15 protein-coding genes are annotated in these 16,078 nt (G+C 38.3%); 13 read left to right on the top strand and 2 right to left on the bottom strand.

Translation table 11 applies throughout. The features are described from left to right. The first annotated feature begins 1 nt into the window (after position 1). From rpe to spoVM, 3 genes are read left to right on the top strand one after another with little or no spacing between them, the layout of a single operon-like run. Complete coding sequence (rpe, locus tag DX933_RS04885) at positions 2 to 658, top strand: ribulose-phosphate 3-epimerase (RefSeq protein WP_123315361.1); 657 nt, start codon at positions 2 to 4, stop codon at positions 656 to 658. Continuing rightward, complete coding sequence (locus tag DX933_RS04880) at positions 659 to 1,327, top strand: thiamine diphosphokinase (RefSeq protein WP_123315360.1); 669 nt, start codon at positions 659 to 661, stop codon at positions 1,325 to 1,327. Between the two features lie 12 nt (positions 1,328 to 1,339). Continuing rightward, positions 1,340 to 1,441, top strand: coding sequence for a stage V sporulation protein SpoVM (gene spoVM / locus DX933_RS04875; RefSeq protein WP_317843077.1), 102 nt, complete (start codon positions 1,340 to 1,342; stop codon positions 1,439 to 1,441). Positions 1,442 to 1,589: 148 nt separating this feature from the next. Here the strand turns inward: spoVM and rpmB are convergent, their stop codons facing one another. Then, positions 1,590 to 1,778 (bottom strand): 50S ribosomal protein L28, encoded by a 189-nt coding sequence (gene rpmB, locus DX933_RS04870; RefSeq protein WP_123315358.1) that lies wholly within the window; start codon positions 1,776 to 1,778, stop codon positions 1,590 to 1,592. A 214-nt stretch (positions 1,779 to 1,992) separates the two neighbouring features. Between rpmB and DX933_RS04865 the strand changes: the two genes are divergently transcribed. The 6 genes from DX933_RS04865 (at position 1,993) to DX933_RS04840 (ending at position 9,240) form a co-directional block, all read left to right on the top strand. Beyond that, positions 1,993 to 2,355 carry an Asp23/Gls24 family envelope stress response protein gene (locus DX933_RS04865; protein WP_123315357.1) on the top strand — a complete coding sequence of 121 codons (363 nt, stop codon included), beginning with the start codon at positions 1,993 to 1,995 and terminating at the stop codon, positions 2,353 to 2,355. Between the two features lie 41 nt (positions 2,356 to 2,396). Beyond that, complete coding sequence (locus DX933_RS04860) at positions 2,397 to 4,058, top strand: DAK2 domain-containing protein (RefSeq protein ID WP_123315356.1); 1,662 nt, start codon at positions 2,397 to 2,399, stop codon at positions 4,056 to 4,058. A 229-nt stretch (positions 4,059 to 4,287) separates the two neighbouring features. After that, positions 4,288 to 5,340, top strand: coding sequence for a YdcF family protein (locus DX933_RS04855; protein ID WP_123315355.1), 1,053 nt, complete (start codon positions 4,288 to 4,290; stop codon positions 5,338 to 5,340). 103 nt (positions 5,341 to 5,443) lie between these two features. Continuing rightward, entirely contained in the window at positions 5,444 to 6,583 is a 1,140-nt protein-coding gene (locus DX933_RS04850; protein WP_123315354.1) for a VanZ family protein, read from the top strand. Between the two features lie 226 nt (positions 6,584 to 6,809). Next, a complete protein-coding gene (locus DX933_RS04845; RefSeq protein ID WP_123315353.1) occupies positions 6,810 to 7,823 on the top strand; it encodes an alpha/beta hydrolase in 1,014 nt (337 codons plus the stop codon). A gap of 37 nt (positions 7,824 to 7,860) precedes the next feature. Next, positions 7,861 to 9,240 carry a hypothetical protein gene (locus DX933_RS04840; RefSeq protein ID WP_123315352.1) on the top strand — a complete coding sequence of 460 codons (1,380 nt, stop codon included), beginning with the start codon at positions 7,861 to 7,863 and terminating at the stop codon, positions 9,238 to 9,240. Positions 9,241 to 9,383: 143 nt separating this feature from the next. On the opposite strand, the gene DX933_RS04835 is transcribed toward DX933_RS04840, so the two are convergent. Beyond that, complete coding sequence (locus tag DX933_RS04835) at positions 9,384 to 11,267, bottom strand: serine hydrolase domain-containing protein (protein ID WP_123315351.1); 1,884 nt, start codon at positions 11,265 to 11,267, stop codon at positions 9,384 to 9,386. A 160-nt stretch (positions 11,268 to 11,427) separates the two neighbouring features. Here DX933_RS04835 and DX933_RS04830 point away from each other — a divergent pair, with 160 nt between their 5' ends. The 4 genes from DX933_RS04830 to recG all read left to right on the top strand — a co-directional run bounded on the left by DX933_RS04830 (position 11,428) and on the right by recG (position 15,978). Further along, positions 11,428 to 11,949, top strand: a complete 522-nt coding sequence (locus tag DX933_RS04830; protein ID WP_223805875.1) for a helix-turn-helix domain-containing protein — start codon at positions 11,428 to 11,430, stop codon at positions 11,947 to 11,949. A 341-nt stretch (positions 11,950 to 12,290) separates the two neighbouring features. Beyond that, complete coding sequence (sdaAB, locus tag DX933_RS04825) at positions 12,291 to 12,953, top strand: L-serine ammonia-lyase, iron-sulfur-dependent subunit beta (RefSeq protein ID WP_123315350.1); 663 nt, start codon at positions 12,291 to 12,293, stop codon at positions 12,951 to 12,953. 20 nt (positions 12,954 to 12,973) lie between these two features. After that, positions 12,974 to 13,849, top strand: coding sequence for an L-serine ammonia-lyase, iron-sulfur-dependent, subunit alpha (gene sdaAA, locus DX933_RS04820; RefSeq protein WP_123315349.1), 876 nt, complete (start codon positions 12,974 to 12,976; stop codon positions 13,847 to 13,849). 95 nt (positions 13,850 to 13,944) lie between these two features. Then, the gene (recG, locus tag DX933_RS04815) at positions 13,945 to 15,978 is read left to right on the top strand and encodes an ATP-dependent DNA helicase RecG (RefSeq protein WP_123315618.1); all 2,034 of its coding nucleotides are present in this window, start codon (positions 13,945 to 13,947) and stop codon (positions 15,976 to 15,978) included. Positions 15,979 to 16,078: the final 100 nt, after the last annotated feature.

Raw genomic sequence — 16,078 nt, 5'->3', positions numbered from 1 at the left:
TATGATAAAAATTGCTCCATCCATTCTATCAGCTGATTTTTCGAAACTTGGTCAAGAAATAAAAGAGGTTGAAGAAGCAGGTGCAGATTATATCCATGTAGATGTTATGGACGGTCATTTTGTACCAAACATTACCATTGGTCCACTTATTGTGGAGGCGATTCGCCCTGTAACTGCCCTTCCATTGGATGTCCATTTAATGATAGACAATCCGGAAGCATATATTGAAACGTTTGCTAAAGCGGGTGCCACGATTATTACTGTTCATCAGGAAACGTGTATTCACTTGCACCGGGTTTTGCAACAGATTAAAGCAGCTGGCGTAAAGGCGGGTGTTGTCATCAATCCTGGTACACCTGTCGAGATGATAAGAGATATATTACCAGATGTGGATTTAGTACTTATAATGTCTGTGAATCCAGGATTTGGTGGTCAATCCTTCCTTCCATTGGCGCTTGATAAAGTGAAACATATTGCAGATTGGCGTAAGGAATTGGGGCTTACCTTTGAAATTGAAGTTGATGGCGGCGTGAACCCTGAAACAGCTAAGTTATGCGCGCAAGCTGGCGCAGATGTTTTGGTTGCTGGAAGTGCCGTGTTTAATCAAACCGATCGTAAGCAAGCTATTGCTGCAATCAGACAGGCTGCGAAGGCGTAAATGACGACAATAGGTATTGTAGCCAATGGACCAGCATCGCTACTCCCGAATTTAAATGCTTATCGGAATGACGTAGACGTGTGGATTGGTGCAGACCGTGGAGCATTATCCATCTTACAAAGTCAACTTCCATTGTCCATTGCGATTGGAGATTTTGATTCCGTAGCTAGAGAAGAATTTATAGAAATTGAGAAACATGCGGATACAATCCAAACGCATCCATCCATGAAGGACGAAACAGATCTTGAATTGGCCCTTCAGCAAGCGTTTAAGCTTCATCCGGATGCTATTTTTCTATTTGGCGCAACCGGAGGCAGGCTGGATCATATGTTTATTAATATGCAGACCCTCATATTAATTCAAGATCGTGGTATTACAGGCATATTAATAGATAAAGATAACTATGTAGAGGTAACAAAACCTGGTATGCATCAGGTGATGTCAGATTCGCATTATACACATATCTCATTTATTCCCGCTACACCTGTTGTAGAAGGGCTTACATTGACTGGTTTTCTCTATCCACTTGAAGACACAACATTAACGATGGGATCCACGCTTTGTATATCCAATAAGCTTCAAGCAAATAGTGGTACTTTTTTTTATAAGGAAGGCATACTATTACTAATAAAGAGTCGTGATGCGAGTGAGAATACGATTCTGCGTTAGGGCTGTTTGGATATGGAGGAGGGGGATGCAATGCGATTTTATACAATTAAACTCCCAAGATTCATCGGTGGATTCATTCGTGTTGTTATAGGTGTTTTTAAAAAGGAAAAATAGGACTTTCTGCTTTTGTCAATTGATTTTGGCAGAAGCACTTTTTTTGTACAACCTGATTGAATCTTAACGAATAGAAGAATTAAATTTGTCCATTAAAAAAGCACCCACTGATAAACCAGGGGTGTCTTTTTCATTTGTCCTCATTATGTTATACGCGTTCTACTTTACCTGATTTAAGGGCACGTGCAGAAACATAAACACGTTTTGGTTTTCCGTCTACCATGATACGGACTCTTTGTACGTTCGCCTTCCAACTGCGTTTGTTGGAATTCATGGCGTGGGAGCGTTGGTTTCCAGTTCGCGTTTGACGACCGGTAATCACACATTTTCTTGCCATGTTAATCCCTCCTACTCTAACATGTGTCATATGAATACTTATACAATTTACCATATGTTATTCGAGATTGCAATACGTGTATCAAGAATTATAACTTGACAGAACAAAGGATATACGTCATTGTTATATTGGGAAAAATATGGAGTCTGCTTTAAAAATGGGTACGCTTATAGTAAAATAGGCATAGGATACAGTTTTTTTAAGGAGGATGAATATGTCCATCGAACTAAACACGAAGGATGGCCTGGTAACGATCACGAATGAAGTCATTTCTACTATTGCTGGTGGAGCTGCCGTAGAGTGCTATGGAATTGTTGGTATGGCTTCCAAGAGTCAGATCAGAGATGGTATTGCAGAAATTTTGCGAAAAGAAAATTTCTCTCGTGGAGTAGTCGTTCGTCAGGAAAACAATCGACTGGATATTGATATGTATATTATTGTCAGCTACGGAACCAAAATATCTGAAGTAGCTCATAACGTGCAGTCTCAAGTGAAGTATATGCTTAATCAATCATTAGGACTAACAATTGATTCTGTAAACATCTACATACAAGGAGTGCGTGTAGCGAAGGAATAATTTTCTTCAATGCTTATGTGCAGTAATGAGGAGGAAGAAACGTGAAGCTAGAACAAATTGATGGAGCCATGCTTGGGCAGATGATTGCCACTGGCGCACATCATTTAACGAATAACGCGAAAATGATCGATGCTTTGAATGTATTCCCCGTGCCAGACGGAGATACAGGTACGAACATGAATTTATCTATGACTTCTGGTGCTAAGGAAGTTAGACAAGCCGCGAGTAATGACATTTCGGAGGTGGCCCAAGCATTTTCAAAAGGGCTGTTGATGGGTGCACGTGGAAATTCTGGTGTTATCCTTTCACAGCTTTTTCGTGGATTTGCTAAAGGTCTGGAGCAAAAGCAAACGGCTACTTCTAAAGATTTAGCCGCTGCATTGGAAAGTGGTGTAACGACCGCTTATAAAGCGGTCATGAAGCCTGTTGAAGGAACTATTTTGACTGTAGCAAAGGATGCAGCGAATTTTGCAGTATCCGAAGCAAAAAAGGAAGCAGATATTACCATCTTTTTAGAGAAGGTGCTCGATGAGGCGAAAGCTTCTTTAAAACGGACACCAGAATTATTACCGGTTCTAAAGGAAGTCGGAGTAGTGGACTCAGGTGGACAAGGGCTCGTAACAATTTATGAAGGCTTTCTTGCTGCATTGAAAGGTGAGGACCTGCCGGAAACTGCAGATACCATTGAAATGGACGAAATGATTAATGCAGAACATCATAAGGTTGCTCAGGACTTTATGGATACCTCGGAAATTGAATTTGGCTATTGTACAGAATTTATGGTGAAATTCGAGGATGAAAAAATAAGTAATTCACCATTTAATGAAGAACAATTTAGAAATGAATTGAGCGAATATGGTGACTCCCTGCTTGTTGTTTCTGATGAAGAGGTTGTTAAGGTACATATTCATGCCGAATATCCTGGAAAAGTAATGACGCTTGGTCAGCAGTACGGCAGCCTCATTAATATGAAAATCGAAAATATGCGTGAGCAGCATTCTTCTATCGTTGGAACCAAACAAGAGGACGCCAAGTCAAAAGAACAATCAGAACATGCCATCATTACGGTTGCAATGGGTTCCGGAATAAAGGCTTTGTTTGAAAGCTTGGGAGCGACTGTTGTTATCGAAGGCGGACAGACGATGAACCCAAGCACAAAGGATATTACGGATGCTATCCAGCAAGCAAATGCAAAGCAAGTATATATTTTGCCAAACAATAAAAATATAATTATGGCTGCGGAACAGGCGGCGGAACTGGCAGATGGAGAAGTTGTGGTGATCCCATCCAAAACAATCCCACAAGGAATTAGTTCCTTACTTTCCTTCCAGCCGGAAAGCAGTATGCAGGATAACCAATTACGCATGCAGGAAGAATGTGGCCGCGTAAAAACAGGACAAGTTACCTATGCTGTGCGTGATACACAAATCAATGGAATTACCATTGAAAAAGGAAATTTCATGGGAATTGTTGATGGCGACATAAAAGCATCCCATGAAAACCGCTTAGAGACTGTTAAATTAATGCTCAAGGAAATTATTACAGAAGATGATGAAATCCTCACCATTCTTCAAGGTGAAGAATCGGATGCAGCAGAAATGGATGCGTTAATTGCATATATTGAAGCAGCGTACGAAGACATTGAAATTGAGGTACATGAAGGTAACCAGCCAATTTATTCCTATATATTCGCAGTCGAATGATAGGAAGTGATGAACTGCACTCCAATGATTACAATCATTTGGGGTGTATTTTTTTGTGCTCATATTGATTTTTGTAAGCATGGCTGCATCAAAAATTAAAAGCTATAACCTATGTATGATAACCATTTGAAATTGGCAAGCTGTCAAATTTGGGTCAGAGATGTATTGTCAAATGTTGTTTGCTATAATTATCCATAAGATAACGTACTTTTACTGCTAGGAGGACAATATGTTAGGCGCCATTACTATCGTACTCACCATTGTTTTATTACTATTATTCTACGTTGAACGACGATCGCTACTATTTGGAGCTGTATTTTTGTGTTGGGCCATGACTTTAATTGTATTTATCATTATTACGTTAGAAATATATGAACAACATATTGCACTAATTTTTGCATTGATAGTGGTTGCACCTGTTGTTGTTTTATTTCCATTTTATTTTGCATCATTTATTATTTTATTAATTTCTTCGGGGATTCAGCTCATCAAAAAGGAAGGAACAAAGCTACGGAATTTTTTGTCAATCGCACTTGGTGTATTTTTTATCGTCTGGGCTATTGTTGCTCCGTTTTTTTCTGTTTCCAAATGGACGAATCCTTTTTGGATGGCGTTTTATTTATTGATTACATTTAGTGTCTATTATTTTATTGGTTTATTATTACTATTTGCTGTTTCTTCATTACTTAATCGAATTCCGATGCCTTTTAAAACATATGATTATATCATTGTCTTGGGCAGTGGATTAATTGGTGATAAGGTTCCGCCGCTTTTAGCAAGTCGAATTGATAAAGGAATTGCCTTGTTTCGTCGCTTTCATACTGACACTCATCCAGTGAAGGTTATTTTTACTGGAGGACAAGGCTCAGATGAAGCGTTGGCAGAGGGAGAAGCGATGGCTGCATATGCACTTGAAAAAGGTCTGGAAAAGGAACATATAATCATTGAAAACAAAGCCGTAAATACGTATGAAAATCTATTGTTTTCGAAGCGGTTGATAGAAGCAGATGCGTCTGTTAAGGAACATTCCAATACCTATCACACCATAACTGTAACGAATAATTTTCATGTGTTCCGAGCTTTGTTATGGGCTCGAAAAGTGAAGCTTAAAAGTGATGGTGCTGGGGCAAAAACGAAATTTTATTTTTGGTTAAATGCTTTAATCCGCGAATTTATTGGGGTCATTTATATGCAGAAGAAATATCATATGTCTATTATTTTATTTGGTTATTTCATGATTACAATTTTTGTGCTTGCAAATATTTTCTTAATCGGATTTTAGAAAATAGAAGAGTCGCTGATTTATGAGTATCCCGTGGGGAAAATGGGTATAAAGATTACAAGATAAATTGTAATGGCCCGTTTGCTAAAGGAGTGCTTTTTTCATGTCTACTTATTTTGAATCCATACATATTGCTTTTCTTATCTTTATTCCTCTAGGATTTCTGCTTATGATTCCATGGTTCATATACAGCTATCGAAAATATGGTTATTTAAGCCTGTGGCAGTCGGTTGTAGTTTATTCCTTTGCATATTATATGTTAACTGCATTATTTTTGGTATTGTTACCACTTCCGTCTACTAGAGATACTTGTTCCATGCAGCCTGCAGATACCGTACATTATTCCTTAACACCATTCACTTTTATAAAAGATATATTTAAAGATGGTTCAGTCGTGTTGTCTCAGCCATCAACTTATATAAATCTTTTAAAACAAAATGCTTTTATCCAGGCTGCATTTAACTTTTTATTATTATTGCCATTTGGTGTCTATTTAAGGTATTTCATGAATAAGCGCCGCCATTGGATTAGCGCATTCGGATTAGGGTTTGCTTTATCTTTATTTTACGAAATCACCCAGGTTACTGGAATTTATGGGATTTACAATTGTCCATACCGTATTTTTGATGTGGATGATTTACTATTAAATAGCACTGGGGCATTATTCGGCTTTCTAATTGCCCCCATTTTGCTGGCTCTATTCCCTTCCAAGGAGGCTGTCATAGCGAAGGGAGAGCAAAAGAAGCTTGTTCCACCCCTCTCCCAATTATTGGCGATATTAATCGATTATCTTGTCATTAAGCTAAGCTGGTCCCTTACGATTGGGTTATTTATTCATAACGGATTTATTGAATTTATCTATACAATCGTTGCGTTTATCATTGTATTCTATGTCATTCCTTTGATTGGAAATGGACAAACAATTGGAACAGGATTTATGCGATTTAAATTGACCACAGTTCCTGAAAATCAGCCGTTATCGGTTGCGTTAATGAAACGGACCATCGCCATATCTTTGCCGCTTTTATTGGTGCGTATACATCAAGGTGTGTCCCAAATGAAGATTGATATGGAATCTGTTTTTTATCTCTACCATGTATGGGGAGCAGTCATTATTTTACTCATTCTGATCTTGATGTGGGCTGTTCTGTTCATTCATGTTGTGTTTGTTTTATGGAAAGGAGGTAAACGCAATTTCTACTTTGATCATGTAGCTAAATTAAATCCGAAAAAGAATAAATAAAGTGACCTTCAATCAGTGGGGGATTCGCACTCCCCCACTGATTGTTAGTTGAACGAATCAGGCCTTTACTGGCTGTTGAACCCCCACTTACTATTCTTGTAATCAACAAAACTCTTGAAGTAGGGGTCTTACAACCAGTTAATCTGTGATAAAGTGAAACATCAAATTCATCCTTGGATTTGATGTTTCTTCCTATGGAATGGTGGATGTATAAAGGAGGGTAAGTATGAAAGTTTTTTGGAAAATCATCTTAGGATTTATAGGCTTGGTGTGCATCGCTATCATCGGTATCCTTATAGCATTTAAAGTATCGGTAAAACCAGGAGTTTTTCTGATCCAGCGTATGTTTGATCAACCAATTACCATTACCGATCAGGCACATTATGAAACAGCTGCTTCTCAAGTGCGTAAATTAGAGGATATTGCATATACATCCCGTTACGACAATAATACGTTTGATATTTATTATCCAGATGGTGTGGATGAAGCGAGGCCGGTATTATTTTGGGTGCATGGTGGGGGATATGTTGGTGGAGATAAAGAAGGGGTTGCTGAGTTTTCTACTTACATTGCCGCTAGTAATCAAATAGCGGTAGTTGCTATGAATTATGAAAAGGCGCCAAGTTTACAATATCCAGGTCAAATCAAACAATTAGATGAAGTCTATCGCTATATACATGCACATAGGAAGGATTTTCCGATGTTAGACCTTCAGTCGGTATTATTTGGTGGTGACTCTGCTGGTGCCCAAATCGCTGGCCAGTATGTTGCTTTACAAACAAACGACACATATGCAAAGGAGATGGGGGTGGAACAAATTATTCCTAAAGATTCTATTCATGCTTTTATCTCCTTCAGTGGCCCATTGGATCTACAGCAAATGACAACGGTACAGTCCAGTGATCCTTTTATGAAATTTTTTACGAGCACGGTTGCCAGGGCTTTTATAGGAACGAAAGATTGGAAAGAGAGTGATGAGATAAAGCAAGCCTCGGTAAAGGAATATATTACTACAGATTTTCCGCCAACTTATATTACAGATGGAAATACGTTCTCTTTTCAAGATCAAGGTATTGCTTTTGCGGCGGAATTGAAATACTTTGGTATTCCTGTTCAAACCTTATTTTTTAAAGATCTTGATAAGGAAATTTCACATGAATATCAGTTTAATTATCAGTTAACGGAAGCGAAGGAAAGCCTAAAGCAAACGATTCATTTTATTGACCAACAGTTGCGTTAAACACGTTAGTTGCATTACGTGAACTGGAAGGAAAAGAGTGATTATTTTGCGGGACAAATTTAAATCTATACAACATATCATCCTTTTATATTATGTGGTAATTGGTGCCGTGATTTTGCTTTTCACTTTTTTTGTGCCAATGGATGCATCCATGGATTCCACCATTAAATTGATTTTATGTGTATACTTACTTGTTTTCCCAATGGTATTGTTATGTACTTTGCGATATGCATTGCATGTTTTTTTATTTTTATTGGCTTTTATAGCTGGTTTTTATGGATTCTACCATTATTCGGTGGATCAGCACTCTATTTCTAATGCGCTCTATTTTACATTCCGGCTTTATTTACTAGATTTAGCAGATGTTTTTACGGTAGATGGCTCCAGTCCCATTCGTTATCCGCTTTTATTGGAAATAGCACGATGGACTGCTGCTTCTTATACGATTACGACCATTTTCATTGCTATGTATCGGACCTTGGAGAAAAAAATATCACTCTTCACAGCACAGGTAATGGGGAATCATCATATCATTTTTAGTTATAATGAAAAGAGTCATGATTTGATTCAGAATTTATGTGCAAACCGCGAGAGTGTAATTGTAGTAGATGAAAAAATCACGCCAAAAACACAAAACATGCTTGAGGATATGAAGGTCATTGTTATCCAAGCACCTATACGGGATGAGACGATATTTCAAGTCACTGGAGTGAAAAAAGCAGCATCTATCTCTCTTTTTCATCCAAGCGATCAAGATAGTTTAACCGTTCTAATGAATTTGGAAAAGTTTGCTCGGGAAAAAAATATCCAATTATCATTTAAGAAGCTATTGATTCATATTGATGATAATCGGTATAAAGCAGAATTAAATTCTTTTCTGGAGAAAGTAGAGCATTTCTCATTTCCAGTGGAGGTCATTAATGTATACGAAGCGTTAGCAAAAAGATTTTGGAAACAACATTTGTCTCTATTCGAGGAACCGCGTCCGTATCATTTTCTAATTGTTGGTTATCATGCATTAGGTAAACAAATCGTACAGGAGGCAGAACGAATTTATCGGGAACATAGTCCAGCATATCCTTTGAATGTGACCATATTGGATGCGTTTCCGAAGATAACCCATTCGAACCATATCGAAAAAATTCCTTTTCAAATAGAGAAGGATTCCTTAAAAAACGTCATTGATGAACATCAACATAAACTGACACACATTTTTATTTGTTTTGATGAGGATTACATCGATTTGATGGAAGGAATTGATTTATCCGAGACCTTTCCAAACACACCGATTTATATGAGTTTTACAGATGAAAGTATTGAACAAACATTAATGATCGCAACGACCAAAACGGAGAAATCCCTATATAGTATTGGTATTGTCCAGGACGTGCTAACCAAGGAGTATTTGGGGATTTGAGATGGTAAGAAGTGATAAAGTAGATTCTAATTGTTTAGAGACCACATAGGGAGTAATTAAAACATTAGCATTTTCCATGTAATAGAGCGGTGTATTAAAAAAGTGGATTACTTAAGGGCAATCCACTTTCTTCTACCTTATTCCTACCACAATAAATGGAAATAATAGAGAAATAGGGTGAATATGCAGCTGATAAGCAGTAAACTGGTTCGAGCGATGTTTTGCAGGCGTGTTTTGTCTTTCCACTGTTTGCACATAAAATAACCGCAGACAAGGATGGAAATTGGCAATAGCATATTAAGCCACAAATGGACGCGGAGTGTTGCTAGTTTTTGAAACGGATCCATCATAAATCGCCCGAATAAAATAATGATATTGATTGTCACTGCCAATCCAATAATGGATAGGATGCCGGTGGTTGGAAACATGTTTACCCTGCTGGTTTTCTTTCGTTTACGAATAATCCACTGGATGAGCACAACCAGTGTATAGAGAATGAACGCCAGTACGCTAACCATAATGATCAACATATGGACCTCTACACGATCCTTCGCAGGTACAGGGAGAAAGTCACTCACGATTCCATAGGTCATTTTTTTCAGATGACCTGATTCATCCAGTTGAAAATACACTTTACTCGTATCCATTCCCGCCTTATCCATTAGTGGTACGGTATCATCCACACGAACATAAACAAAATCATCCGTTTCAGTATACAGAATTGGTTCGAGATCTGCGGCTGTTTGTAGCGTAATTCCACCAGATGCATGTTGTTTAACAGTAACATCTGAATTTCCGATTATTGGTAACAGCTTGAGAAAGTTCGTGTATATTCCCCTGGCAATTCGATAAGTTCCTTCCACCTTTTCATCATTTGGACTTCTATGTACCCTTTCAGGTTTTTCTTGTTCACCAATCAATGCATTTAACAATTCTACTCTTAAGCCGGACATTTCTTCTCCAACATTCATAAATAATACAACGCCAAAGTTTTCTTCCGGTACAAGCGTCATCAGTGTTGTATAACCAACTGCATTTCCACTATGTTCGAGAATACTATAATCATTTACGCTACGTTCCCAAAAACCATGTGCATTTCCCGTGAAGCTGGACGTTTGTTCATGCATTTCGGCTAAAGTTGCCTCATCTTCAAATAACTGATCGTAACCTGTTCCTAAATGAGCCAGCATAAATTTAGCCATATCATGTACGGTTGTATTTAGAGCACCGGCTGGGGCATCATTGACATATGACCAATCCACCGTTTCAAAATCATCTTTCGTTTTTACATAGCTCTTGCTTTTATGATTTGTAATCATGGTCAAGTCACTGTAATCAGCTTGAAAGGAAGAAAGGTTCATTCCAAGCTGATCCAGAATATTCGCTTGCATGTATGATGCATAATCTTCTCCTGTTACACGTTCAATGATATATCCAGCTAAGGATGTACCATAGTTTGAATAAGCTGTCACAGTTCCTGGTCGAAACACTTGGGAAGGCTGCTCATGCTTATCAGATAGATAATCCTGTAAGGGAATGACTTTATTTGGATCCGTCGTTAATAATTCCTCTGTTGTATCTTCAAACCCTGCTGTATGATTCATTAAATCGAGTATGCTGACCTTATCAGGATAGTCTAATTCTAAAAAATCATCAGGTAAATAATCACGAATATCATCATGTAAATGAACTTTGCCTTGTTCAACCAGCTGCATTATTGCAGTCCATGTATACACTTTTGAAATGGATGCCGCTTCAAAGACAGTTTGCTTTGGGTCTATGCTTGTCTGTTTTTCCAAGTCTGAGTAGCCATACCCCTTTTCAAATATGATTTCACCATCCTTGACAATAGAAATAGTTGCACCGGGAATTTCCTTATTTTCTCCAACATAATTTTCCATAATTTCATTAATTGAAGTTTCTACTTCGTTTAAGGGTAACCCTGAGGGGATTTTCGCTGTATTTGCAAAAGTAGAAATGGGTGACATGAACAATAGCATGCCAAATAATATTAAAATTTTCTTCATAATTTGCACCTCTTTATGTTATCATTATCAATAATGATAACATAAATAAATTGGAAGTGAAATATAAGATGGCATCATATCAATTTATGATTAACTATGATAATATCAAGATAGCATGGGCTTTTGCTTAACTTAATGACTAGCTAAAGAGGCGATAAAGGTGGATAAAGCTGAGGTATTATTACACCCTGTAAGAATGAAAATTGTCCGTACTTTAATGGGGTACAATAAAGAGGGATTAACACCATTGGATATGGTGAAAATTATCCAGGATGTATCACAGGCAACGTTGTACCGTCATATACAAAAGCTTGCCGATGCGAATATTATCCGTGTATTAAAAGAGGAAAAGGTACGAGCTGTAACTGAAAAATACTATGTCGTAAATATAGAAGAAACGAGTATTAGCCCGCAAGAGTGGGAAGCTTATTCTATAGAAGAGAAATTAGATTACTTTTTTTATTTTCAAATTGCACTTTTTAATCAATATCAAACCTATTTAAATAATATAAAAAAAGAAGATATAAAAGATGCTTCAACTTTATCTGTGGTTGATATTCAATTAGATGATCAAACGTTCCAGGATTTTCAGGCAGATTTAAATGATTTAATGATAAAGTATTACGGAAAATCAACAGAAAAAGCAGCAAGTCGTACGATAGGAATTACCATTTTTCCATAGATTTGCATTCCATAAATAAAACTCCCCCTTATATATTGGTTGACTAAACCAAATGAAGGGGGATTTTTAATCCTACAATATCATACAAAAAAGATGTCTAATCCGTTATCGCACTATTAGCGATTTATTTAAGTAACTTTGGATCACGACTATTAATTGGTAATTCAATATTGGATGTGTGTATTTGCAAGTATATTCCCAGTTATTAAAAAAGATTACATTTGTACCATATGATTTTGTAACCAATATGACGTTATACAAATGAATAAAGATGCCATATTTGTTATAATAGAAAGGATGAGAAAGCAATGCTTTTATCATGAATAAGGTGGTGCATGTTTATGAAATTTAATTCTGTTTTTGATATAATCGGTCCGGTCATGATAGGTCCGTCCAGTTCACATACAGCAGGTGCAGCAAGAATCGGTAAAGCTGCACGTAATTTGTTGGGACGGGAACCGAAATGGGCGACGATTTACTTATATGAGTCTTTTGCGAAAACCTATAAAGGACACGGTACAGATTTTGCGTTGATTGGTGGTTTATTAGGATTTGAAACGGACGATTCTAGAATGAGTAAATCATTGGAGCTTGCCAAGGCGAATGGGATGACGTATGAATTCGTCGAGGATACCGCGGCCACTAGTCATCCAAACACAGTACGACTTGTGATTGGGGATGACCAGGATCAAGTGGAGCTTGTGGGTATTTCCATCGGCGGAGGTAAGGTAGAGATTACGGAATTAAATGGCTTCGAATTACGATTATCCGGTAACCACCCTGCACTGCTGATTACACATAATGATCGATTTGGGGCAATTGCTTCTGTTACAAGTGTACTAGCGAAGCATGAGGTGAATATCGGTCATATGGAAGTAAATCGAAAAGATGTTGGACAGGAAGCGTTGATGGTTATTGAAGTGGATCAAAATGTTGACGATTCCATATTAAAGGAATTGGAAGCGTCTGAATATATTGGACATATTTCTAAAATTGTAAGTTGAATGGGAAAGGGGGCATATCGATGTTTCGTACAGTTGCTGAATTGGTGGAAATTGCTGAACGTGAGAACATCCTTCTCTCAGAAGTGATGATTCGCCAGGAAATGGAAGTAAAGGAGCGCGCTCGTGAAGACGTTCTTTCAGATATGGAAAAAAATTTAATTGTAATGGAAAATGCAATAGAAGATAGCTTGAAAGGTGTAGAATCTGTAACGGGATTAACAGGTGGTGACGCTGTTCGTATTCAAACCTACATGAAAGAGAAAACACCATTATCAGGTCCATTAATGATGGATGCGGTGAGTAAAGCAATGGGAACAAACGAAGTGAATGCAGCAATGGGAACGATTTGCGCAACACCGACTGCTGGAAGTGCTGGATGTGTTCCGGGAACATTATTTGCTGTAAAAAATCAGCTTAAACCAAGCCGAGAGCAAATGATTCGTTATCTATTTACTGCAGGTGCATTCGGTTTTGTCGTTGCCAATAATGCTTTTATCTCTGGGGCTGCTGGTGGTTGTCAGGCAGAGGTTGGATCTGCCGGTGCGATGGCTTCAGCTGCAATTGTAGAAATGGCTGGTGGAACACCACAACAATCTGCTGAGGCATTTGCGATCACGTTAAAAAATATGCTGGGACTCGTATGTGATCCTGTTGCTGGTCTGGTGGAAGTTCCTTGTGTCAAACGAAATGCTGCCGGGGCATCTTTGGCTATTGTGTCTGCAGATATGGCACTTGCTGGTGTTACAAGTAGAATTCCTTGTGATGAAGTAATTGGTGCGATGTATCGTATCGGTAAAACAATGCCTTCCGCATTAAGAGAAACAGGGGAAGGCGGACTAGCGGATACACCGACAGGACGGATGTTAAAAGAAAAAATATTTGGTTTATCTGTATAAAAATGTGTTTCGTTTTTGCACATAAAGGTTAGGTAAGGTATGAACTGATGGAGCAATTTTTATTCGAAACAGGATGATTAAAAGGTGTGGTTATATTGCTAGAAGATACAGTGGATAGATTAAAAGGGGTTGGAGAGAAATTTGCAGCTGATTTGGAACTAATGGGGATCCGAACGATAGAGGATTTACTTTTTCATCTCCCGTTCCGATATGATTTTTATGAAGTAAAGCCACTTGCAGAAATCATTCATGATGATAAGGCAACCATTGAGGGAAGGGTACTTTATGAACCTTCCCTGTCTTTTTATGGACGCAAACGATCAAAACTCTCCTTTAATGTGGAAGTAGAAGGAGTAGCAGTGCGGGCAGTCATGTTTAATCGGGCTTTTGCCAAAAAACACATTCATGCTGATGAAACGATTACCTTGACTGGTAAATGGGATGCCCATCGTCTGCAAATAACAGTTGACAACTATAAAATGGGTGAGGCTGGTGCTCAGGCTGAAATTCAACCAATTTATTCGGTGAAAGGGAATGTGACTAGTGCTCGGCTAAAGAAATTAATGAAGCAAGCATTACAAACATATAGCGACGAATTAAAAGAAATACTACCGCAAAATTACTTGGAGGCTTATAAATTACCTACCCGGGGAGCAGCTTTAAAAACAATGCATTATCCGGAAAATCGTACTGCTTTAAAGCATGCCCGCAGGCGGTTTACATATGAGGAATTTTTCTTATTTCAACTGAAGATGCAGTTATTACGTAAAATAAAACGTGAGGCGGTTACTGGGAATGCGCAGCAATATGATGAAAATGCGGTTCAACAATTTATCCAATCATTTCCCTTTGAGCTGACAAATGCACAGTCACATGCTTTACAACAAATTCTCGCTGACATGCAATCTCCTTATCGTATGAATCGATTATTACAGGGAGATGTTGGCTCTGGAAAGACAGCTGTGGCCGCAATTGGTTTATTCGCTGCTGTTACAGCTAACAAGCAGGGAGCTTTAATGGTTCCAACAGAAATTTTGGCAGAACAACACTACCAGTCGTTAACCGAATTATTTGCAGGGCTTGCCAATGTTGTGTTATTAACGGGCTCCATTAAGGGGAAAAAACGCCGTGAAATATTAGCGGCTTTGAAATCCAATGAAGCGCATATTATTGTTGGTACACATGCGTTAATTCAGGATGATGTGTTTTTCCATGATTTGGGACTTGCGATTGTTGATGAGCAGCATCGGTTTGGTGTAGAACAACGCAGGATCTTACGTGATAAGGGAATGCATCCAGATGTGTTATTTATGACGGCTACTCCAATACCTAGAACGCTTGCTATTACCGCATTTGGAGATATGGATGTATCGGTAATTAATGAAATGCCGATGGGAAGAAAGGCAGTCGAAACCTACTGGACAAAGGAAAATACATTGGAACGTGTATTGCAATTTATTCAAAAGCATGTACAGATGGGGGAGCAGGCATATGTCATCTGCCCGCTTATTGAGGAATCAGATAAATTAGATATTCAAAACGCAGTTGAGCTCCATCAAATGCTGATCGACTACTATCCAGAACAAATGAAAATCGGATTAATGCATGGCAGACTTTCCTCTGACGAAAAAGAAGAAGTCATGCGTGAATTTGCATCGAATCAAATACAAGTTCTTGTGTCTACGACGGTGGTTGAAGTCGGTGTCAATGTACCGAATGCAACGATTATGGTGATCTATGATGCGGAGCGGTTTGGCCTTTCACAGCTTCATCAGCTTCGCGGCAGGGTAGGTAGAGGGGACCAGCAGAGCTATTGTATTCTAATCGCTGACCCCAAGAGTGAAACCGGGAAAGAACGTATGCGAATCATGTCAGAAACAACCGATGGATTTGAATTAGCAGAACAGGACTTAAAGCTTCGTGGTCCCGGTGATTTTTTTGGAAAAAAACAGAGCGGCTTACCGGACTTTAAAGTTGCAGATATGATTCATGATTATCGTGCATTGGAAACAGCAAGAAAGGATGCAGCAGAAGTTATTGAAACCAATGCTTTAGATAACAATCCTGCCTTTGAACCAATTCGAAGCTATCTTGAATCGGAAGGCGTTTATACATTAAAACTGGACTAAAACATGCTTGCAATCAACCTCCTGGTATTATATATTACTATTAGGACCAAGTCATAATCTTTATGATTGGACCGTAGAAATGGGTTAGTTTGGATGGTGC

Source organism: Ornithinibacillus gellani (assembly GCF_003730295.1).
Taxonomy (GTDB): domain Bacteria; phylum Bacillota; class Bacilli; order Bacillales; family Amphibacillaceae; genus Ornithinibacillus_A; species Ornithinibacillus_A gellani.
This window is presented reverse-complemented; position numbering and strand designations above follow the sequence as displayed.